Here is a 14,546-nt window from a genome sequence, read left to right on the forward strand (position 1 = left end):
CACCTTACTTTTTGCCTATCATTATTTAGCTAGCCATTGGGTCAGTGTTTGGCGAATATCATATTGTACTTGCTCAATATTTTGGCTCGCATCAACCGTCAGTATTGTTTCATCTTCCGCTGCCAGTTCAAGGTAGCGGTGACGGGTCCTTTCAAAAAAGGCTAACGATTCTTTTTCGATTCTATCTAACTCACCGCGGGACCTTGCACGTTGTAAGCCCAATTCTGGCGATAAATCAAGATACAAGGTTAATGATGGTTTAAACTCACCAAGTACCAAATCACGTAACGACTTCATTAACTGGTGGTCGATTTCCCTTCCGCCGCCTTGGTACGCCTGTGATGACAAATCATGGCGGTCACCAACAACCCATTTACCTGCGGCTAAAGCCGGTTTAATCACTGTTTCAACGAGTTGAACTCGCGCTGCATATAACATTAATAACTCAGCTTTATCAGTGACTTTATCGCCTTCAATCCCTTGTTTGATCAGCTCTCGTAGCTTTTCGGCTAGTGGCGTCCCACCCGGTTCCCGAGTGAAAACGATATCCGTAATACCCGCCTGATTAAGTGTATCTACCACCGTATTGATTGCAGTCGTTTTGCCTGCACCTTCTAATCCTTCAATAACAATAAATTGATTTTTCATTTTTTTATCATTTTTGCTGTTCAAATTGGCGATAAACTTTGACCGCCCGATTGTGTTCATTCAAGTTGCGACTAAAAGTATGACCGCCTTTACCATCTGCGACAAAATAGAGGTAATCCGTTTTAGCTGGGTGCGCAGCCGCTTTTATTGATGCCAAACTTGGCATTGCTATCGGTGTTGGCGGCAACCCATCAATTTTATAAGTATTGTACGGTGTGTAATTGTCTAAATCACTACGATAAATCTTACCATCATACTTATCACCTAGGCCGTAAATAACTGTTGGGTCGGTTTGTAAGCGCATATTTTTCTTCAAACGATTAACAAACACCGATGCAACTTGCGACCTTTCACTCTCTACACCGGTTTCTTTTTCAATAATTGAAGCCATAATCAGCATTTCATAAGCATTTTTATAAGGTAGGTCTCTATCTCGCCCTTGCCATTCTTCTTCAAGGCTACTTTGCATGCGCTTATATGCACGCTTTAAAATTTCCGTATCTTTTGTCCCCGCCGTATATAAATAGGTGTCAGGGTATAACCACCCTTCTAGTGTACCTTCACCTTTGAACCCGATAAACGCATGAAGTTCTGCTGGTGTCATCTCTGTCGATGTATGTTCTAAGTAAGGGGCATCACGTAAAATGTTACCCCAATCATTCAATCGGTTACCTTCAATAAAACGAATAGAAAATTGAGCTTCTTTACCGCTAACCACTAACGATAATAATTGTTCTACGGTCATGTCAGGTTGTAAACGGTATGTCCCCGCTTTTAATTGAGCGAGTTCCGGCCGTAATTTTAATAACCATTGAAACTCATTCCCCTGCTCAATCATATTTTCTTTGACTAGCAAGGCTTCAAATGCAACTCGCCCGGTCCCTGTAGGAACCGTTAAAATTTTCTCTTGAGTCAAGTTAATGGGGGTTTTCGCATAGTTCATGACTTGACGATATTGTAAATATACGGCAACGGCTACAACAGCAGTAAGAGTCACAGTAATCAGAATGATTTTTTTGGCTAATTTCATTTATTGACCATTTCAATAAGTGTTTAGGTAATAGTGATATAGTTTTTAGATACTAGATTTTGCAGCGCAAAAAGAGATACTCAAATAATTCACGCGACATGAATTGTAATGGCGACTGCCCTTTGCTTAACTGAATGCTTTGTACAGGTAACACTGGCATCAATGCATTACAAATAATCACTTCATCACAATAATTCAAAATAGAGGCAAACCGCTCAACTTCTTGAAAATGGTACTGACTATCTTGCAGTAGTGCTATGATCTTTTGTCTCATTAATCCATTCACACCACAATGAGATAATTTTGGGGTGTAGACTGTTTGACCAACTCGCCAAAAGACATTGGCACTACAACATTCAACGATAACGCCGTTGGTATCAAGTACGATGGCCTCATCCGCGTTATACTCATCAATTTCTTGTCTGATAAGAACTTGCTCTAACCGGTTGAGGTGTTTCATACCTGCTAATAATGGGCTACGTGCCAATGGGATCTCACTTAAGATTAACGCAGCCCCTTTACATTGTAGTTGAACATAGTTTTGTGGAAAGGAAGAAACACTGACAATCACTGTTGGTGAATTAAAGCCTCTAGAACTATAACCCCGCCCCCCTGCACCACGGCTAATTATCACCTTTAGCACCAGTTCATCTTCTACTTGCTGCGCGCAAATATGCAATAAATGCTGTTTCAGCATACCCCAGTCAGGCTGAGTTATTTTCAACCGCTGGCTGTCATGCTGCAAACGTGCAATGTGCTCATCTAACATTTTAGCTTGCTGATTAACGACATGTACGGTCGTAAAGCAGCCGTCCCCAAAAGAGACTGCACGATCAGTTACGCTTATTTGCTGGCAAACTTGCCCATTAACCCAATATGACATTGATAATACTTATAATAAAAGCTGATAAATCAGACAGTAAACAAGATGAGTCATCATAAACTAAAGCGAATGGCTGTGCAAAGAGATGGGCAAAATAAAGCCCTAGTCACTTTCAGCGACTAGGGCTAATTAATAACGGTGATAGATTATTTACTCGCCGTGATAACGACGGAAAATCAATGAACCGTTTGTACCACCAAAACCAAATGAGTTACACAGAGCATACTCCATGTTCTCAACCTTGCGTGCATGACCTGGGACAAAGTCCAGTTTGCATGCTTCATCTGGGTTATCCAGATTAATGGTTGGTGGAACAGTTTGATCACACAATGATAAGATGGTAAAGATTGACTCAATAGCACCCGCTGCACCTAAAAGATGCCCTGTCATGGATTTGGTTGAGCTAACGAGTACATCAGTACCCTCACCAAATACAGACACAACAGCCTGTGCTTCGGCTAAGTCACCCGCAGGTGTCGAAGTACCGTGAGCATTAATATACCCTACGTCACTTGCTTGAATACCTGCATCTTTCAGTGCGTTTTCCATTGCAAGCGCTGCGCCTTCCCCATTTTCTGGAGGCGAAGTCATATGGTAGGCATCACTGCTCATCCCAAAGCCTGCAATTTCGGCATAAATTTTCGCACCACGCGCTTTGGCATGTTCATATTCTTCAAGAATAATGATACCTGCACCATCACCAAGAACAAAACCATCACGGTCTTTATCCCAAGGGCGACTTGCTGCTTGTGGGTCATCATTACGAGTTGATAACGCTCTTGCTGCGCCAAAACCCGCAACACCAAGCGGGGTTGTTGCTTTTTCAGCACCGCCTGCAACCATTACTTCTGCATCACCATAAGCAATCATACGCGCCGCATGACCAATATTATGCACACCCGATGTACAGGCTGTAGCAATAGAAATACTGGGACCACGGAAACCGTACATAATACTTAAATGACCAGCCACCATATTAATGATGGTTGACGGTACGAAGAATGGGCTAACTTTTCTAGGACCACCGTGTAATAGAGATTCACAGTTATCCTGAATTAACCCTAACCCACCAATACCAGAACCAATCGCTGCACCAATCCGAGTAGCATTGGCTTCTGTTACTTCCAACCCTGCATCTTTAAAGGCCTGAAAGCCTGCTGCGATGCCGTATTGGATAAATGGGTCCATTTTTTTCGCATCTTTACGAGAGATGCCAAAATCTTCGTAATTGAAATCTTTTACTAAGCCAGCAAATTTAGTTGCGTGGTTAATAGTATCAAAATGCTCAATTAGGCTGATACCACTCTGTCCGTCACAAACAGCTTTCCATGATGACTCAACTGTGTTGCCGACAGGAGATAACATGCCCAGTCCGGTTACGACTACACGACGCTTAGACACGTATTTCCTCCAAGGAGGGAAAAGTTACAAAGGAAACATAGGCGATCGAGTGATCGCCTAGATAAGTTTTCGTACAATTATTTAGATGCGTTGCCGACGTAATCCAACGCTGCCTGTACTGTTGTGATCTTTTCAGCTTCTTCGTCAGGGATTTCGCAATCGAACTCTTCTTCTAGAGCCATAACCAGCTCAACTGTGTCAAGAGAATCAGCGCCCAAGTCATCAACAAATGAAGCTGTATTTACAACTTCTTTCTCTTCAACACCCAGTTGTTCAACGATGATTTTCTTAACGCGTTCTTCGATAGTGCTCATACTATTAAAATTCCTATCAAAACTCGCTTTCGCGATGGTTTTCGTAGTTTATGAAATACAGGAAAAGATACAACCCAATCCCGACTGTTGGAACCATTATTTTGCATTATTTAGCGTTGGATAACACTAATAATGCAAATAGTTCCATCATTTCTTTAGATCATGTACATGCCACCATTGACATGCAATGTTTCACCTGTGATGTAAGCCGCTTCGTCAGAAGCTAAAAACGCTACAGCACTGGCAATTTCTTGTGCATCACCCAGTCTATCAGCAGGAACCTGAGATAAAATGCCTGCACGCTGTTCATCTGTCAATGCTTTAGTCATATCAGTTTCGATAAAACCAGGTGCAACGACGTTGACAGTAATACCACGAGAAGCGATTTCACGAGCTAATGATTTACTAAAACCAATCAGCCCAGCTTTCGCTGCCGCGTAGTTTGTTTGCCCCGCATTTCCCATCACCCCAACAACAGATGCGATAGAAATAATACGACCATAACGTTTTTTCATCATGGCACGCAAAACGGATTTAGACAAACGGTAAACGGATGAAAGATTGGTGTCAATAACATCTTGCCATTCATCATCTTTCATACGCATCAATAGGTTATCACGTGTGATACCTGCATTATTAATCAAAATGTCAATTTCACCAAATTCTTTACGGATCTTGGTCAAAGTTTCTTCGATTGATGCTGCATCAGTCACGTTTAACGCTAAACCTTTACCTTTACCATCAAGGTAAGCGGTAATAGCTTCTGCGCCTTTTTCGCTTGTTGCTGTCCCAATAACAGTTGCACCGCGTGCGATTAAGGTTAAAGCTATCGCTTTACCTATCCCACGGCTAGCACCTGTTACCAGTGCAATTTTTCCTTCAAAGCCCATGTCTTCCTCAGCTATTTTCTAAAGCAGTGCTCAATGATACAGGATCATTGATTGCTACGGCAGTTAAATTAGAGACAATTCGCTTGGTAAGACCAGTCAATACTTTACCCGGCCCTACTTCGATAAGGTGTTCAACACCTTGATCTGCCATCAATTCTACTGTTTCCGTCCAACGGACTGGATTATACAGCTGACGGACTAAAGCATCACGAATATTTTGCGCCGATTGCTCTATTTTAACATCAACATTGTTGATAACTGGATAGTCTGGCTCACAAAAATCAATTTTTTCTAACGCATCGGCTAATTTATCAGCAGCAGGCTTCATTAATGCACAGTGAGAAGGAACACTCACAGATAACGGCAATGCACGTTTTGCTCCTGCTTCTTTACATGCAGCCCCTGCACGTTCTACTGCAGCTTTTTCACCGGCGATAACGACTTGCCCAGGTGAATTAAAATTAACCGGAGAAACAACTTGGCCTTGTGCAGATTCTTGACAAGCTTTTTTAATGGATTCGTTATCTAAACCGATAATGGCATACATCGCACCCGTCCCTTCAGGAACAGCTTCTTGCATTAATTTGCCACGTAATTCAACAAGTTTAATTGCTTGTTTAAAATCAATAACCCCTGCGCAAACCAACGCGGAGTATTCACCTAAGCTATGACCCGCCATAATCGCTGGCATCGCACCATTTTTGTCTTTCCAAACACGGAAGATAGCCACGGATGCGGCTAACAATGCGGGCTGAGTCTGCCATGTTTTATTTAATTCTTCTTCTGGCCCATTTTGTACTAGTGCCCAAAGATCGTAACCCAATGCTTCCGATGCTTCAGCGAATGTCTGCTCAACTAGCTGATTTTCCTCAGCCAGTGCCGCTAACATACCTAAAGACTGAGAACCCTGTCCGGGAAATACCATAGCAAATTGTGTCATGTCTATTTTCTCAGTTAATTAAAAACGAACTAATGCAGAGCCCCAAGTGAAACCACCACCAAAGGCCTCTAAAAGCACCAGTTGACCACGTTGAATACGGCCATCTCGAACCGCTTCATCCAAAGCGGTTGGAACTGATGCTGCAGAAGTATTACCATGACGGTCAAGGGTGACAACAACTTTATCCATTGTCATATCTAACTTTTTAGCCGTCGCAGATATAATTCTTAAATTTGCTTGATGTGGCACTAACCAATCAAGTTCTTCTTTTGCAATACCACTTTCGGTCAATGTTTCATCAACAATATGGGCTAATTCGCGCACTGCAACTTTAAATACTTCATTACCCGTCATCGTTAAATACGCTGGGTCTTCAGAACAGCGACTGCGGTTAGGCAATGTTAATAAATCACCATAACGACCATCCGCATGCAGATGAGTAGAAATAATACCCGGCTCTTCAGATGCACCAATAACTACAGCCCCTGCTGCATCACCGAATAAAATAATAGTACCACGGTCTTCAGGGTCTAATGTTTTTGATAATGCATCAGCGCCAATCACCAAGGCTTTCTTCGTCATACCTGTTTTGACAAACTGATCCGCAATGCTGATTGCATAAGTAAAACCAGCACAAGCTGCGGCGACATCAAAAGCAGCGCAATCATTAATACCTAACAGTTGCTGTATTTGGCAAGCTGCGCTTGGAAAGGCATGCGTCGCTGATGTTGTTGCAACAATAATCAAGCCTATTTCAGCCGCCTCAATTTGAGCCATTTCTAGCGCATTTTTTGCAGCATGTAACCCCATCACTGAGACACTTTCGTCTTCGTTTGCAATTCTTCTTTCGTGTATTCCAGTGCGTGTCACAATCCACTCATCAGAAGTATCAACCATTTTCTCCAGATCAGCATTGGTGCGCACTTGCGCTGGCAAGTAGCTGCCTGTTCCTAAGATTTTACTGTACATAGCCATAGGTTATTGATCACTCCTGGGTAAAACAATATTTAGTCGCGCTGTTATTCTTTCTGGGACTTGCTTTTCAACAGCTTGTACTGCGCGGTCAATTGCGGCTTTAAAAGCGCCTTCATTCGCTGCACCATGACTCTTGATGACAATACCTTTTAATCCTAACAGAGTCGCACCATTATACTGGTCGGGGTTCATATCCCCAAAACGCTTCATTAAACGTTTTTTTAGCCATTTTTTCGCCAGTTGCATCAACCAACTGCGTTTTTTATTTTGATCACTTGATGATTTTATCAATGAAAGGATCACTCGGATGACACCTTCCATTGTTTTTAAAGAGACGTTACCTGCGAAGCCGTCACATACTAATACATCAGTTTTGCCTGTCAGTAATTCATTACCTTCTACATAACCAATATAGTTAATTGACGTTGTTTCTTTTAACACGGAGGCGGCTTCGCGGATATTATCTAGCCCCTTGCTCTCTTCTTCGCCAATATTGAGCAAAGCGACTCTAGGTTTAGAAATATTGACCACTTCTTCGGCCATAACTGAACCCATTACAGCAAATTGCACTAACATATCACTACTACAATTGACATTAGCGCCTAAATCAAGCACAACCGTTTGGCTTTTTTGCTGATTAGGTAAGATGGTCATTAACGCAGGACGTTCAATGCCGTCTATCGACTTTAACATCAATTTAGCTAACCCCATCAGTGCACCGGTATTGCCTGCACTCACGCACGCTTGTGCCTGCCCAGTTTTTACCAACTCCAAAGCCACTCGCATTGACGTCCCCTTACTTTGTCTTATGGCATTCGATGGCTTAGCATCATTTGCGATAACACCGTCCGCAGGGATTATTTCGACACGCGAAAGTTGCTCTGCACGGCATTGTGCAAGCAAAGGTTGAATGGCATCGGGTTGACCGACTAGCAGTAATTTTAGCGCTGGATTAGATGCCAGTGCCTGCAATGCAGCAGGCACCGTGACGCGGGGACCAACATCCCCGCCCATAGCATCTAACGCAATGGTTAGATTAGCCAAGGTAACAACAAATTACTTGCTGATAACCTTACGGCCACGGTAGTAACCATCTGCAGTCACGTGGTGACGCAGGTGAGTTTCACCGGAAGTTTTATCTACAGAAACTAGGGTAGCAGTCAGTGCATCATGTGAACGACGCATACCGCGTTTTGAACGAGTTGGTTTATTCTGTTGTACGGCCATTGACCTTACTCCTTAAGTACTTTTCTTTAAACTGGCTAATACGGCAAATGGGTTTGGTTTTTCTGCCTCAGGAGGCAGTTCACCAAAGACCATATCCGCTTCGGACACTTCACAGTGTTCAGAATCATGAACCGGAACCACTGGTAAGGAAAGAATTATTTCATCTTCTATCATTCCCAGCAAATCTATTTCACCAAATTCATCAATTTGAATTGGCTCGTAGAGCTCCGGTAATGCTTCGGCCTTTTCGTCATTGACGACAGGACTAAAACAATACGATACGTAGACATGATGCTTGAAATCAGTTCTGCAACGTTGACATTTTAAGGTGACATCCACTTGGGATTTCCCCTCAATGACAGTCAAACGCTGATTATCAATTTTAAATGATAATTCGGTTTCTACATCACTATCTACACTGACTACTGATTCGGCAATACGTGTAACTTGCTCAGGTGTATAACTCCCGACATAGTCGAGGTTTTTCTGAGCTGCACGCTGCGCATCGATAGTCAGGGGTAATTTTACCTTTTGCATAAGGCGCGCATATTAACTTTGTAATGAGCTATAGTCAAAGAAAAAGGCGGGGTAAACTCGCCTTTTCACCAAAAAATCGCAGGTTTTGCGTTTTATAGTTTAAAATGAGTTAACCCTTTTGGCTACGAGTTTCGAGAAAAATCATGAAATCGATTATTTTGGCGTCAACTTCAGAGTTCCGACAAACCTTGCTAAAAAAATTAGGATTACCTTTTTTAGCGGTTCCACCTAACATTGATGAATCGCCTATTTTACATGAGTCGGCTCAAGAACTGGTCATGCGGTTAGCCCATGCAAAAGCCGCCGCTTTGGCGAACCAATACCCACAACACCTCATCATTGGTTCCGACCAAGTCTGTGTCATTGATGGAAAAATAGTTGGCAAACCTCATAGCTTTGATAACGCCTTCAAACAATTACAAGCCGCATCAGGAAATAAAATTACCTTTTATACCGGTTTGTGTTTACTTGATACTGAAATAGGTAAGTTTGATGTGCAATGTGAATTATTCGATGTCTATTTTCGCCAACTAACGGATGACGAAATCACTCATTATTTGCATAAAGAAGAACCTTTCCAGTGTGCTGGTAGTTTTAAATCTGAAGGATTGGGCATTGCTTTGTTTGAACGGCTCGAAGGAAGAGACCCTAATACATTAATCGGGTTACCTATCATATTGTTATTAGAAATGTTGAGAAAGTGCGGTGTTAACCCCCTAAGCGATTAACTAAATAGAGCATGGCGCAGTGACAGGGGTTCACTCTCTGTCACTGCCAAAACTATTAAATTGCTGTTTTACGGTTACGCAACACTTTTAAGCAACGGGTTAACCCTGCATCCATAGGTGCCTGTAAGCGCATTTCTTCCCCTGTATTTGGGTGTGTGAATTTCAGCGCACTGGCGTGCAGAAATAAACGGTTTAAACCTGTATCCGCCAATTGGCTATCAAATTGCCTGTCACCATAGCGGTCATCAAATGCAATGGGATGCCCCGCGTATAAAGTATGTACACGGATTTGGTGAGTACGCCCTGTCACTGGGCTAGCCTTAATTAAGGTTGCATTTTCAAAGCGCTCTTCAACTTTGAAACGCGTTTCTGAAGGCTTACCTTCACTGTTAACTTTTACTACTCGCTCACCACTTTGGAGGATATTTTTTAGTAGCGGCGCTTGAACGACCTTAGTATGCGACTGCCAATTTCCTCGAACTAGCGCTAAATAATCTTTTTGCATTTGCTTTAAGCGCAATTGTTCGTGTAATGCCCTAAGGGCTGAGCGTTTTTTGGCCAACAATAGAATACCTGATGTATCCCTATCAAGGCGATGAACTAACTCAAGAAAACGAGCTTCTGGGCGTAGCGCTCTAAGCCCTTCAATCACCCCAAAACTGAGCCCACTTCCGCCATGTACCGCCGTTCCAGAAGGTTTGTTCAGCACTAAGATATAATCATCTTCAAATAAAATACAGTCAGCAAGCGCTGCCACTTTCCCTAATTTAGCTGATACTGGCGCTGTTTCACGCTCAGCAACCCTAACTGGCGGTACGCGAACTTGGTCCCCTTCCAGCAATTTATATTCTGGTTTTATCCGCCCTTTGTTAACACGCACTTCCCCTTTACGGATAATGCGATAAATCATACTTTTTGGCACACCTTTGAGTTTGGTGAGCAAAAAATTGTCGATGCGTTGCCCAGCTTCGTCATCGCTGATCTCAATAAATTGAACTTGGTTTTGTATATTCATTCGGGAATGCGTTAACTCTAATTGATTAAAATATGCTCTTATTCGCTCTCTCTATCATACCGACTCCACAAAATTTTTTATCTTTTTTTTTAATTTGTCTATTTTCTGGCTGATTTATCCTATTTCTAAATAAAATTTCCATATAACTTCCGTATCGACTTGCTATAATGTCTATGGCAATGGAATAATACGAAGTCGCCGAAATGTTTAAAAAACGAAAATTGGCGTTATATAGGATTTCTTATTTGATGACGTAACAATGCAGCAATGGCGTAAGACATTTAGCAACATCAAATAAATTAGCGAGCAACGAATTTTAGCTTATTGGGTTAGGAACTTCCGTTTTCAATAACATACGGCATCCTGATTAAGAACGCTGAATTTTTAATCTAAAAATCAGGTTCACCGAATACTGCGCGTCTCTATACGAACGACTGCCGCGAGGCAGACGGTTTTGTAAAAATCACGAGGCCATCGGTTTACAGTAGCTCATTCTTTCGCTGCTCTTTATTTAAAGAAAATAATTGAGTAAGTAATAACATGAAAAGAATGCTAATAAACGCAACTCAACAGGAAGAGTTGCGTGTTGCCCTTGTTGACGGGCAACGTCTTTATGATCTGGATATCGAAAGTCCAGGTCATGAGCAAAAAAAGGCCAATATTTACAAAGGTAAAATCACCCGCATTGAACCCAGTCTTGAAGCCGCATTTGTTGACTACGGCGCTGAAAGGCACGGTTTCCTTCCTATCAAAGAAATCGCTCGTGAATACTTCCCAAGCAACTACCACTCTCAGGGCCGTCCTAACATTAAAGATGTGTTAAAGGAAGGCCAAGAAGTTATTGTCCAAGTTGATAAAGAAGAACGAGGCAATAAAGGTGCAGCACTAACGACCTTTATTAGTTTGGCTGGGAGCTATTTAGTTTTAATGCCAAATAACCCTCGCGCAGGGGGGATTTCCCGTCGTATTGAAGGTGAAGACCGTACAGAACTTAAAGAAGCTTTATCTTCTTTAGAAATTCCAGACGGTATGGGGTTAATTGTCCGTACTGCAGGTGTAGGCAAATCAGCAGAATCACTGCAACAAGATTTACTTTATCGCTTACGCCATTGGGATGCTATCCAAAAAGCGGCTGAAAACCGCCCTGCACCGTTCCTTATTCATCAAGAAAGTAACGTTATTGTTCGTGCGTTCCGTGATTATCTACGCCCTGACATTGGTGAAATTCTTATTGATAACCCGAAAGTGGTCGAAATGGCTCGTAACCATATTGAAGCTATCGGTCGCGGTGATTTCGCCAGCAAAATTAAACACTATAGTGGTGATGTTCCTTTATTTAGCCATTATCAAATCGAGTCGCAAATTGAGTCTGCATTCCAACGTGAAGTTCGTTTGCCTTCAGGTGGCGCATTAGTCATCGATACGACTGAAGCATTAACCGCTATCGATATCAACTCCTCACGGTCAACCCGTGGCGGTGATATCGAAGAAACTGCATTCAATACCAACTTAGAAGCGGCTGATGAGATTGCTCGCCAGCTACGTCTACGTGACTTGGGCGGTTTGATTGTCATTGACTTTATCGATATGACACCGGTTCGCCATCAGCGTGAAGTTGAAAATCGTCTACGTGAAGCCGTGCGACAAGACCGTGCGCGCATTCAAATTGCACGTATTTCTCGTTTCGGTTTACTGGAGATGTCACGTCAACGTTTGAGCCCTTCTCTTGGTGAGTCAAGCCATCACGTCTGCCCTCGTTGCATGGGGACAGGGACAATTCGTGATAACGAGTCACTATCGTTGTCTGTGCTTCGTCTTATTGAAGAAGAAGCCTTAAAAGAGAATACCCATGAAGTACACGCGATTGTGCCAGTCCAAATCGCGTCTTATCTACTAAACGAAAAACGCAAAGCAGTCAGTGATATTGAACAACGCCAAAGCCATGTGCGTGTGGTGATTGTCCCTAATGACCAAATGCAAACGCCTCACTTCCATGTGATCCGTATTCGTAAAGGCGAAGAAGTTAACACTCTAAGCTACAATTTAGCGCAATATCATGAGACAGAAACGTTAAATCAAATTGATGAAACGACTGCAGAGCGTAAACTTCCTGAGCAACCAGCGATTTCGGCTTTTGCCCTGCAAGAACCTGTCGACATGCCTGCGGTGAAACCTAAAGAAACCGTTTCAAAAACCCCAGCAAAACCCGTGACAACAGAGCAGGCAACGCCAGGCTTATTCAGTAAAATTGCGGCCTTCTTCAAGAAGCTATTTGGTGAGGAAGAAGAAAAGGTGGTTGAGAAACCAGCACCGAAACCTCGCAATAATAATGACCGCCGCCGTAATAACGATCGTCGTCGTAACAATGATCGCCGTAATAATAACCGTCGTGACCGCGATGATAATGAAAATCGCGAAACTCGTGACAATCGCGACAATCGCAATAATCGTAATGCGACTGCGGATGAAACCAACAATCGTAATAAAGGCCGTAATAATAAAAATACGAGCCAACAAGATGAGCAAACAACTGATAGCAACAATCGCGATAATCAGCAACAACGTCGTGAGCAACGTGCAGAGCGTCGTCGCCGTCAGGACGAAAAACGTCAGCAGCAAGCTGCAAAAGCACAACAAGATGCTCAACAAGATAACGTCGAAAATGTTGCGGAGAAAGAGGAACAACAACGCCCTGTTACACCTCGTCGCCAACGTCGCCAGTTATCACAGAAAATCCGTGTTACCGATAACGACCAAGTTGTAGATTCGGTTGAAACATCACAGGAAGTGGTGGCTACGCAACCTCTTGCCGCATTGCCTGTCGTTGTAACGCCTGTCAATCAGTCTGAAGGTGAAGTTAAAACAGAAGACCTGCAAGGCGTAAACACTCATGCAGATGACGAAGAAAAGCAAGACACCATCATTCCTCGTCGTTCACGTCGTTCGCCACGCCACTTACGCGTAAGTGGGCAACGTCGTCGTCGCTACCGTGATGAGCGTCATTTGAATAAGTCGCCAATGCCATTAATCGCTGCGGTTGCCTCACCTGAACTAGCATCAGGTAAAGTATTTATTCATTATCCTATCGCCCAACCACAACAAGAAGGTATGGCGATCATTACTAATGAAGAAATGCTGGAACAACAAAGTGTTGATGAAGCCTCTTCGGCTGAAAAAACAAAAGTGACAGCGTCACAACCAGAGGTTATTGTTCCTGCTGTAACGGCTACCGCTGTTGAGGTTACTCAGGTAGAAGTATCAGAAACGGTTGCATCCCCTGTTGTGGAAGCTGAAGTTAAAGCCCCTGCCGATGAACAACCAGTAGAAGCAGTACCTGTTGAGATTGAGGCCGTTGAAGTGACTCAATCTGAAAACACACTAACTGAAACTACAGCAATCGTCGAGAAAGCGCCTGAAACAACAGAGCAAGTGATTGAGTCTCCTGTTGAATCTGTTGTTAAGTCAGAAACAACTGAGCTCGTTGTAGAAGAAGCTCCCGCTCAAACTGAAGCTGTTGATGAAACTGTGACTCAATTCGTTGAAGAAACATCAACGTCTGAGGTTATCGTTGAGACAGCAAAAGAGCCCGTAATAGTTAAAGAGGTTGAACCCGTTAAGGTCACCGAATCAACTGTTGTCGCTGTAAGCTTACATAAACGCCATGCGTATTCACCAATGACTAAAGCGCCTGCCCCTGAAACTTCGGGTGCGCCATTTGAAATTAAAGAATACCTACGCGATGCCTCAACCTTTGAAGGTAAAGGTGGCGCAGGTGGCCATGTTGCTTCAAACGTCGCAACCTCTGAAATGGCAAAACCTGCTGATTTCTAAGAACTAGCTAGCTGTAAACATAAAAGCCTTGATAGGAAACTATCAAGGCTTTTCTTATTTACAGCTGATTTTTATAAAGAAGTTTTTAATACTTACGGTGAAAATGCAGAGAAATTGGCTAAAGCTA

General features: G+C 42.9%; 14 protein-coding genes. 2 read left to right on the forward strand and 12 right to left on the reverse strand.

The window, feature by feature from the left end; translation table 11 throughout:
• Nucleotides 1–21: 21 nt before the first annotated feature.
• The 11 genes from tmk to yceD all read right to left on the reverse strand — a co-directional run bounded on the left by tmk (nt 22) and on the right by yceD (nt 8,845).
• Entirely contained in the window at nt 22–648 is a 627-nt protein-coding gene (tmk, locus tag ACIPUA_RS09865) for a dTMP kinase (protein ID WP_042843445.1), read from the reverse strand.
• Nucleotides 649–655: 7 nt separating this feature from the next.
• Nucleotides 656–1,678 carry an endolytic transglycosylase MltG gene (mltG, locus tag ACIPUA_RS09870; RefSeq protein WP_042843444.1) on the reverse strand — a complete coding sequence of 341 codons (1,023 nt, stop codon included), beginning with the start codon at nt 1,676–1,678 and terminating at the stop codon, nt 656–658.
• A 52-nt stretch (nt 1,679–1,730) separates the two neighbouring features.
• On the reverse strand, nt 1,731–2,561 hold the full coding sequence (gene pabC / locus ACIPUA_RS09875; RefSeq protein ID WP_166685754.1) for an aminodeoxychorismate lyase: 831 nt from the start codon (nt 2,559–2,561) through the stop codon (nt 1,731–1,733).
• A 150-nt stretch (nt 2,562–2,711) separates the two neighbouring features.
• A complete protein-coding gene (fabF, locus tag ACIPUA_RS09880) occupies nt 2,712–3,962 on the reverse strand; it encodes a beta-ketoacyl-ACP synthase II (protein WP_042843442.1) in 1,251 nt (416 codons plus the stop codon).
• A gap of 77 nt (nt 3,963–4,039) precedes the next feature.
• Nucleotides 4,040–4,276: an acyl carrier protein gene (gene acpP, locus ACIPUA_RS09885; RefSeq protein ID WP_042843441.1), complete on the reverse strand. Its 237-nt coding sequence runs from the start codon at nt 4,274–4,276 to the stop codon at nt 4,040–4,042.
• A 155-nt stretch (nt 4,277–4,431) separates the two neighbouring features.
• Nucleotides 4,432–5,166: a 3-oxoacyl-ACP reductase FabG gene (fabG, locus tag ACIPUA_RS09890; protein WP_048607423.1), complete on the reverse strand. Its 735-nt coding sequence runs from the start codon at nt 5,164–5,166 to the stop codon at nt 4,432–4,434.
• Nucleotides 5,167–5,173: 7 nt separating this feature from the next.
• Entirely contained in the window at nt 5,174–6,106 is a 933-nt protein-coding gene (fabD, locus tag ACIPUA_RS09895) for an ACP S-malonyltransferase (RefSeq protein ID WP_071548162.1), read from the reverse strand.
• Between the two features lie 18 nt (nt 6,107–6,124).
• The gene (locus tag ACIPUA_RS09900; RefSeq protein ID WP_042844304.1) at nt 6,125–7,075 is read right to left on the reverse strand and encodes a beta-ketoacyl-ACP synthase III; all 951 of its coding nucleotides are present in this window, start codon (nt 7,073–7,075) and stop codon (nt 6,125–6,127) included.
• 9 nt (nt 7,076–7,084) lie between these two features.
• Nucleotides 7,085–8,125 (reverse strand): phosphate acyltransferase PlsX, encoded by a 1,041-nt coding sequence (plsX, locus tag ACIPUA_RS09905; protein ID WP_071548163.1) that lies wholly within the window; start codon nt 8,123–8,125, stop codon nt 7,085–7,087.
• Between the two features lie 12 nt (nt 8,126–8,137).
• A complete protein-coding gene (gene rpmF / locus ACIPUA_RS09910) occupies nt 8,138–8,308 on the reverse strand; it encodes a 50S ribosomal protein L32 (RefSeq protein WP_006660802.1) in 171 nt (56 codons plus the stop codon).
• Between the two features lie 12 nt (nt 8,309–8,320).
• Entirely contained in the window at nt 8,321–8,845 is a 525-nt protein-coding gene (yceD, locus tag ACIPUA_RS09915; RefSeq protein ID WP_048607428.1) for a 23S rRNA accumulation protein YceD, read from the reverse strand.
• 143 nt (nt 8,846–8,988) lie between these two features.
• Here yceD and ACIPUA_RS09920 point away from each other — a divergent pair, with 143 nt between their 5' ends.
• Nucleotides 8,989–9,573, forward strand: a complete 585-nt coding sequence (locus ACIPUA_RS09920) for a Maf family protein (protein WP_129466068.1) — start codon at nt 8,989–8,991, stop codon at nt 9,571–9,573.
• 55 nt (nt 9,574–9,628) lie between these two features.
• Here the strand turns inward: ACIPUA_RS09920 and rluC are convergent, their stop codons facing one another.
• Nucleotides 9,629–10,588, reverse strand: a complete 960-nt coding sequence (gene rluC / locus ACIPUA_RS09925) for a 23S rRNA pseudouridine(955/2504/2580) synthase RluC (protein WP_449059613.1) — start codon at nt 10,586–10,588, stop codon at nt 9,629–9,631.
• Between the two features lie 540 nt (nt 10,589–11,128).
• Here rluC and rne point away from each other — a divergent pair.
• A complete protein-coding gene (rne, locus tag ACIPUA_RS09930) occupies nt 11,129–14,419 on the forward strand; it encodes a ribonuclease E (RefSeq protein WP_048607433.1) in 3,291 nt (1,096 codons plus the stop codon).
• The last annotated feature ends 127 nt before the right edge of the window (nt 14,420–14,546 follow it).

This window comes from Providencia sp. AGC89 (assembly GCF_053543535.1).

Bases quoted from the DNA above. Each gene is read 5' to 3' on its own strand.
- tmk (WP_042843445.1), bottom strand. From the start codon at position 648: ATGAAAAATCAATTTATTGTTATTGAAGGATTAGAAGGTGCAGGCAAA.
- mltG (WP_042843444.1), bottom strand. From the start codon at position 1,678: ATGAAATTAGCCAAAAAAATCATTCTGATTACTGTGACTCTTACTGCT.
- pabC (WP_166685754.1), bottom strand. From the start codon at position 2,561: ATGTCATATTGGGTTAATGGGCAAGTTTGCCAGCAAATAAGCGTAACT.
- acpP (WP_042843441.1), bottom strand. From the start codon at position 4,276: ATGAGCACTATCGAAGAACGCGTTAAGAAAATCATCGTTGAACAACTG.
- fabG (WP_048607423.1), bottom strand. From the start codon at position 5,166: ATGGGCTTTGAAGGAAAAATTGCACTGGTAACAGGTGCTAGCCGTGGG.
- fabD (WP_071548162.1), bottom strand. From the start codon at position 6,106: ATGACACAATTTGCTATGGTATTTCCCGGACAGGGTTCTCAGTCTTTA.
- ACIPUA_RS09900 (WP_042844304.1), bottom strand. From the start codon at position 7,075: ATGTACAGTAAAATCTTAGGAACAGGCAGCTACTTGCCAGCGCAAGTG.
- rpmF (WP_006660802.1), bottom strand. From the start codon at position 8,308: ATGGCCGTACAACAGAATAAACCAACTCGTTCAAAACGCGGTATGCGT.
- yceD (WP_048607428.1), bottom strand. From the start codon at position 8,845: ATGCAAAAGGTAAAATTACCCCTGACTATCGATGCGCAGCGTGCAGCT.
- ACIPUA_RS09920 (WP_129466068.1), top strand. From the start codon at position 8,989: ATGAAATCGATTATTTTGGCGTCAACTTCAGAGTTCCGACAAACCTTG.
- rluC (WP_449059613.1), bottom strand. From the start codon at position 10,588: ATGAATATACAAAACCAAGTTCAATTTATTGAGATCAGCGATGACGAA.
- rne (WP_048607433.1), top strand. From the start codon at position 11,129: ATGAAAAGAATGCTAATAAACGCAACTCAACAGGAAGAGTTGCGTGTT.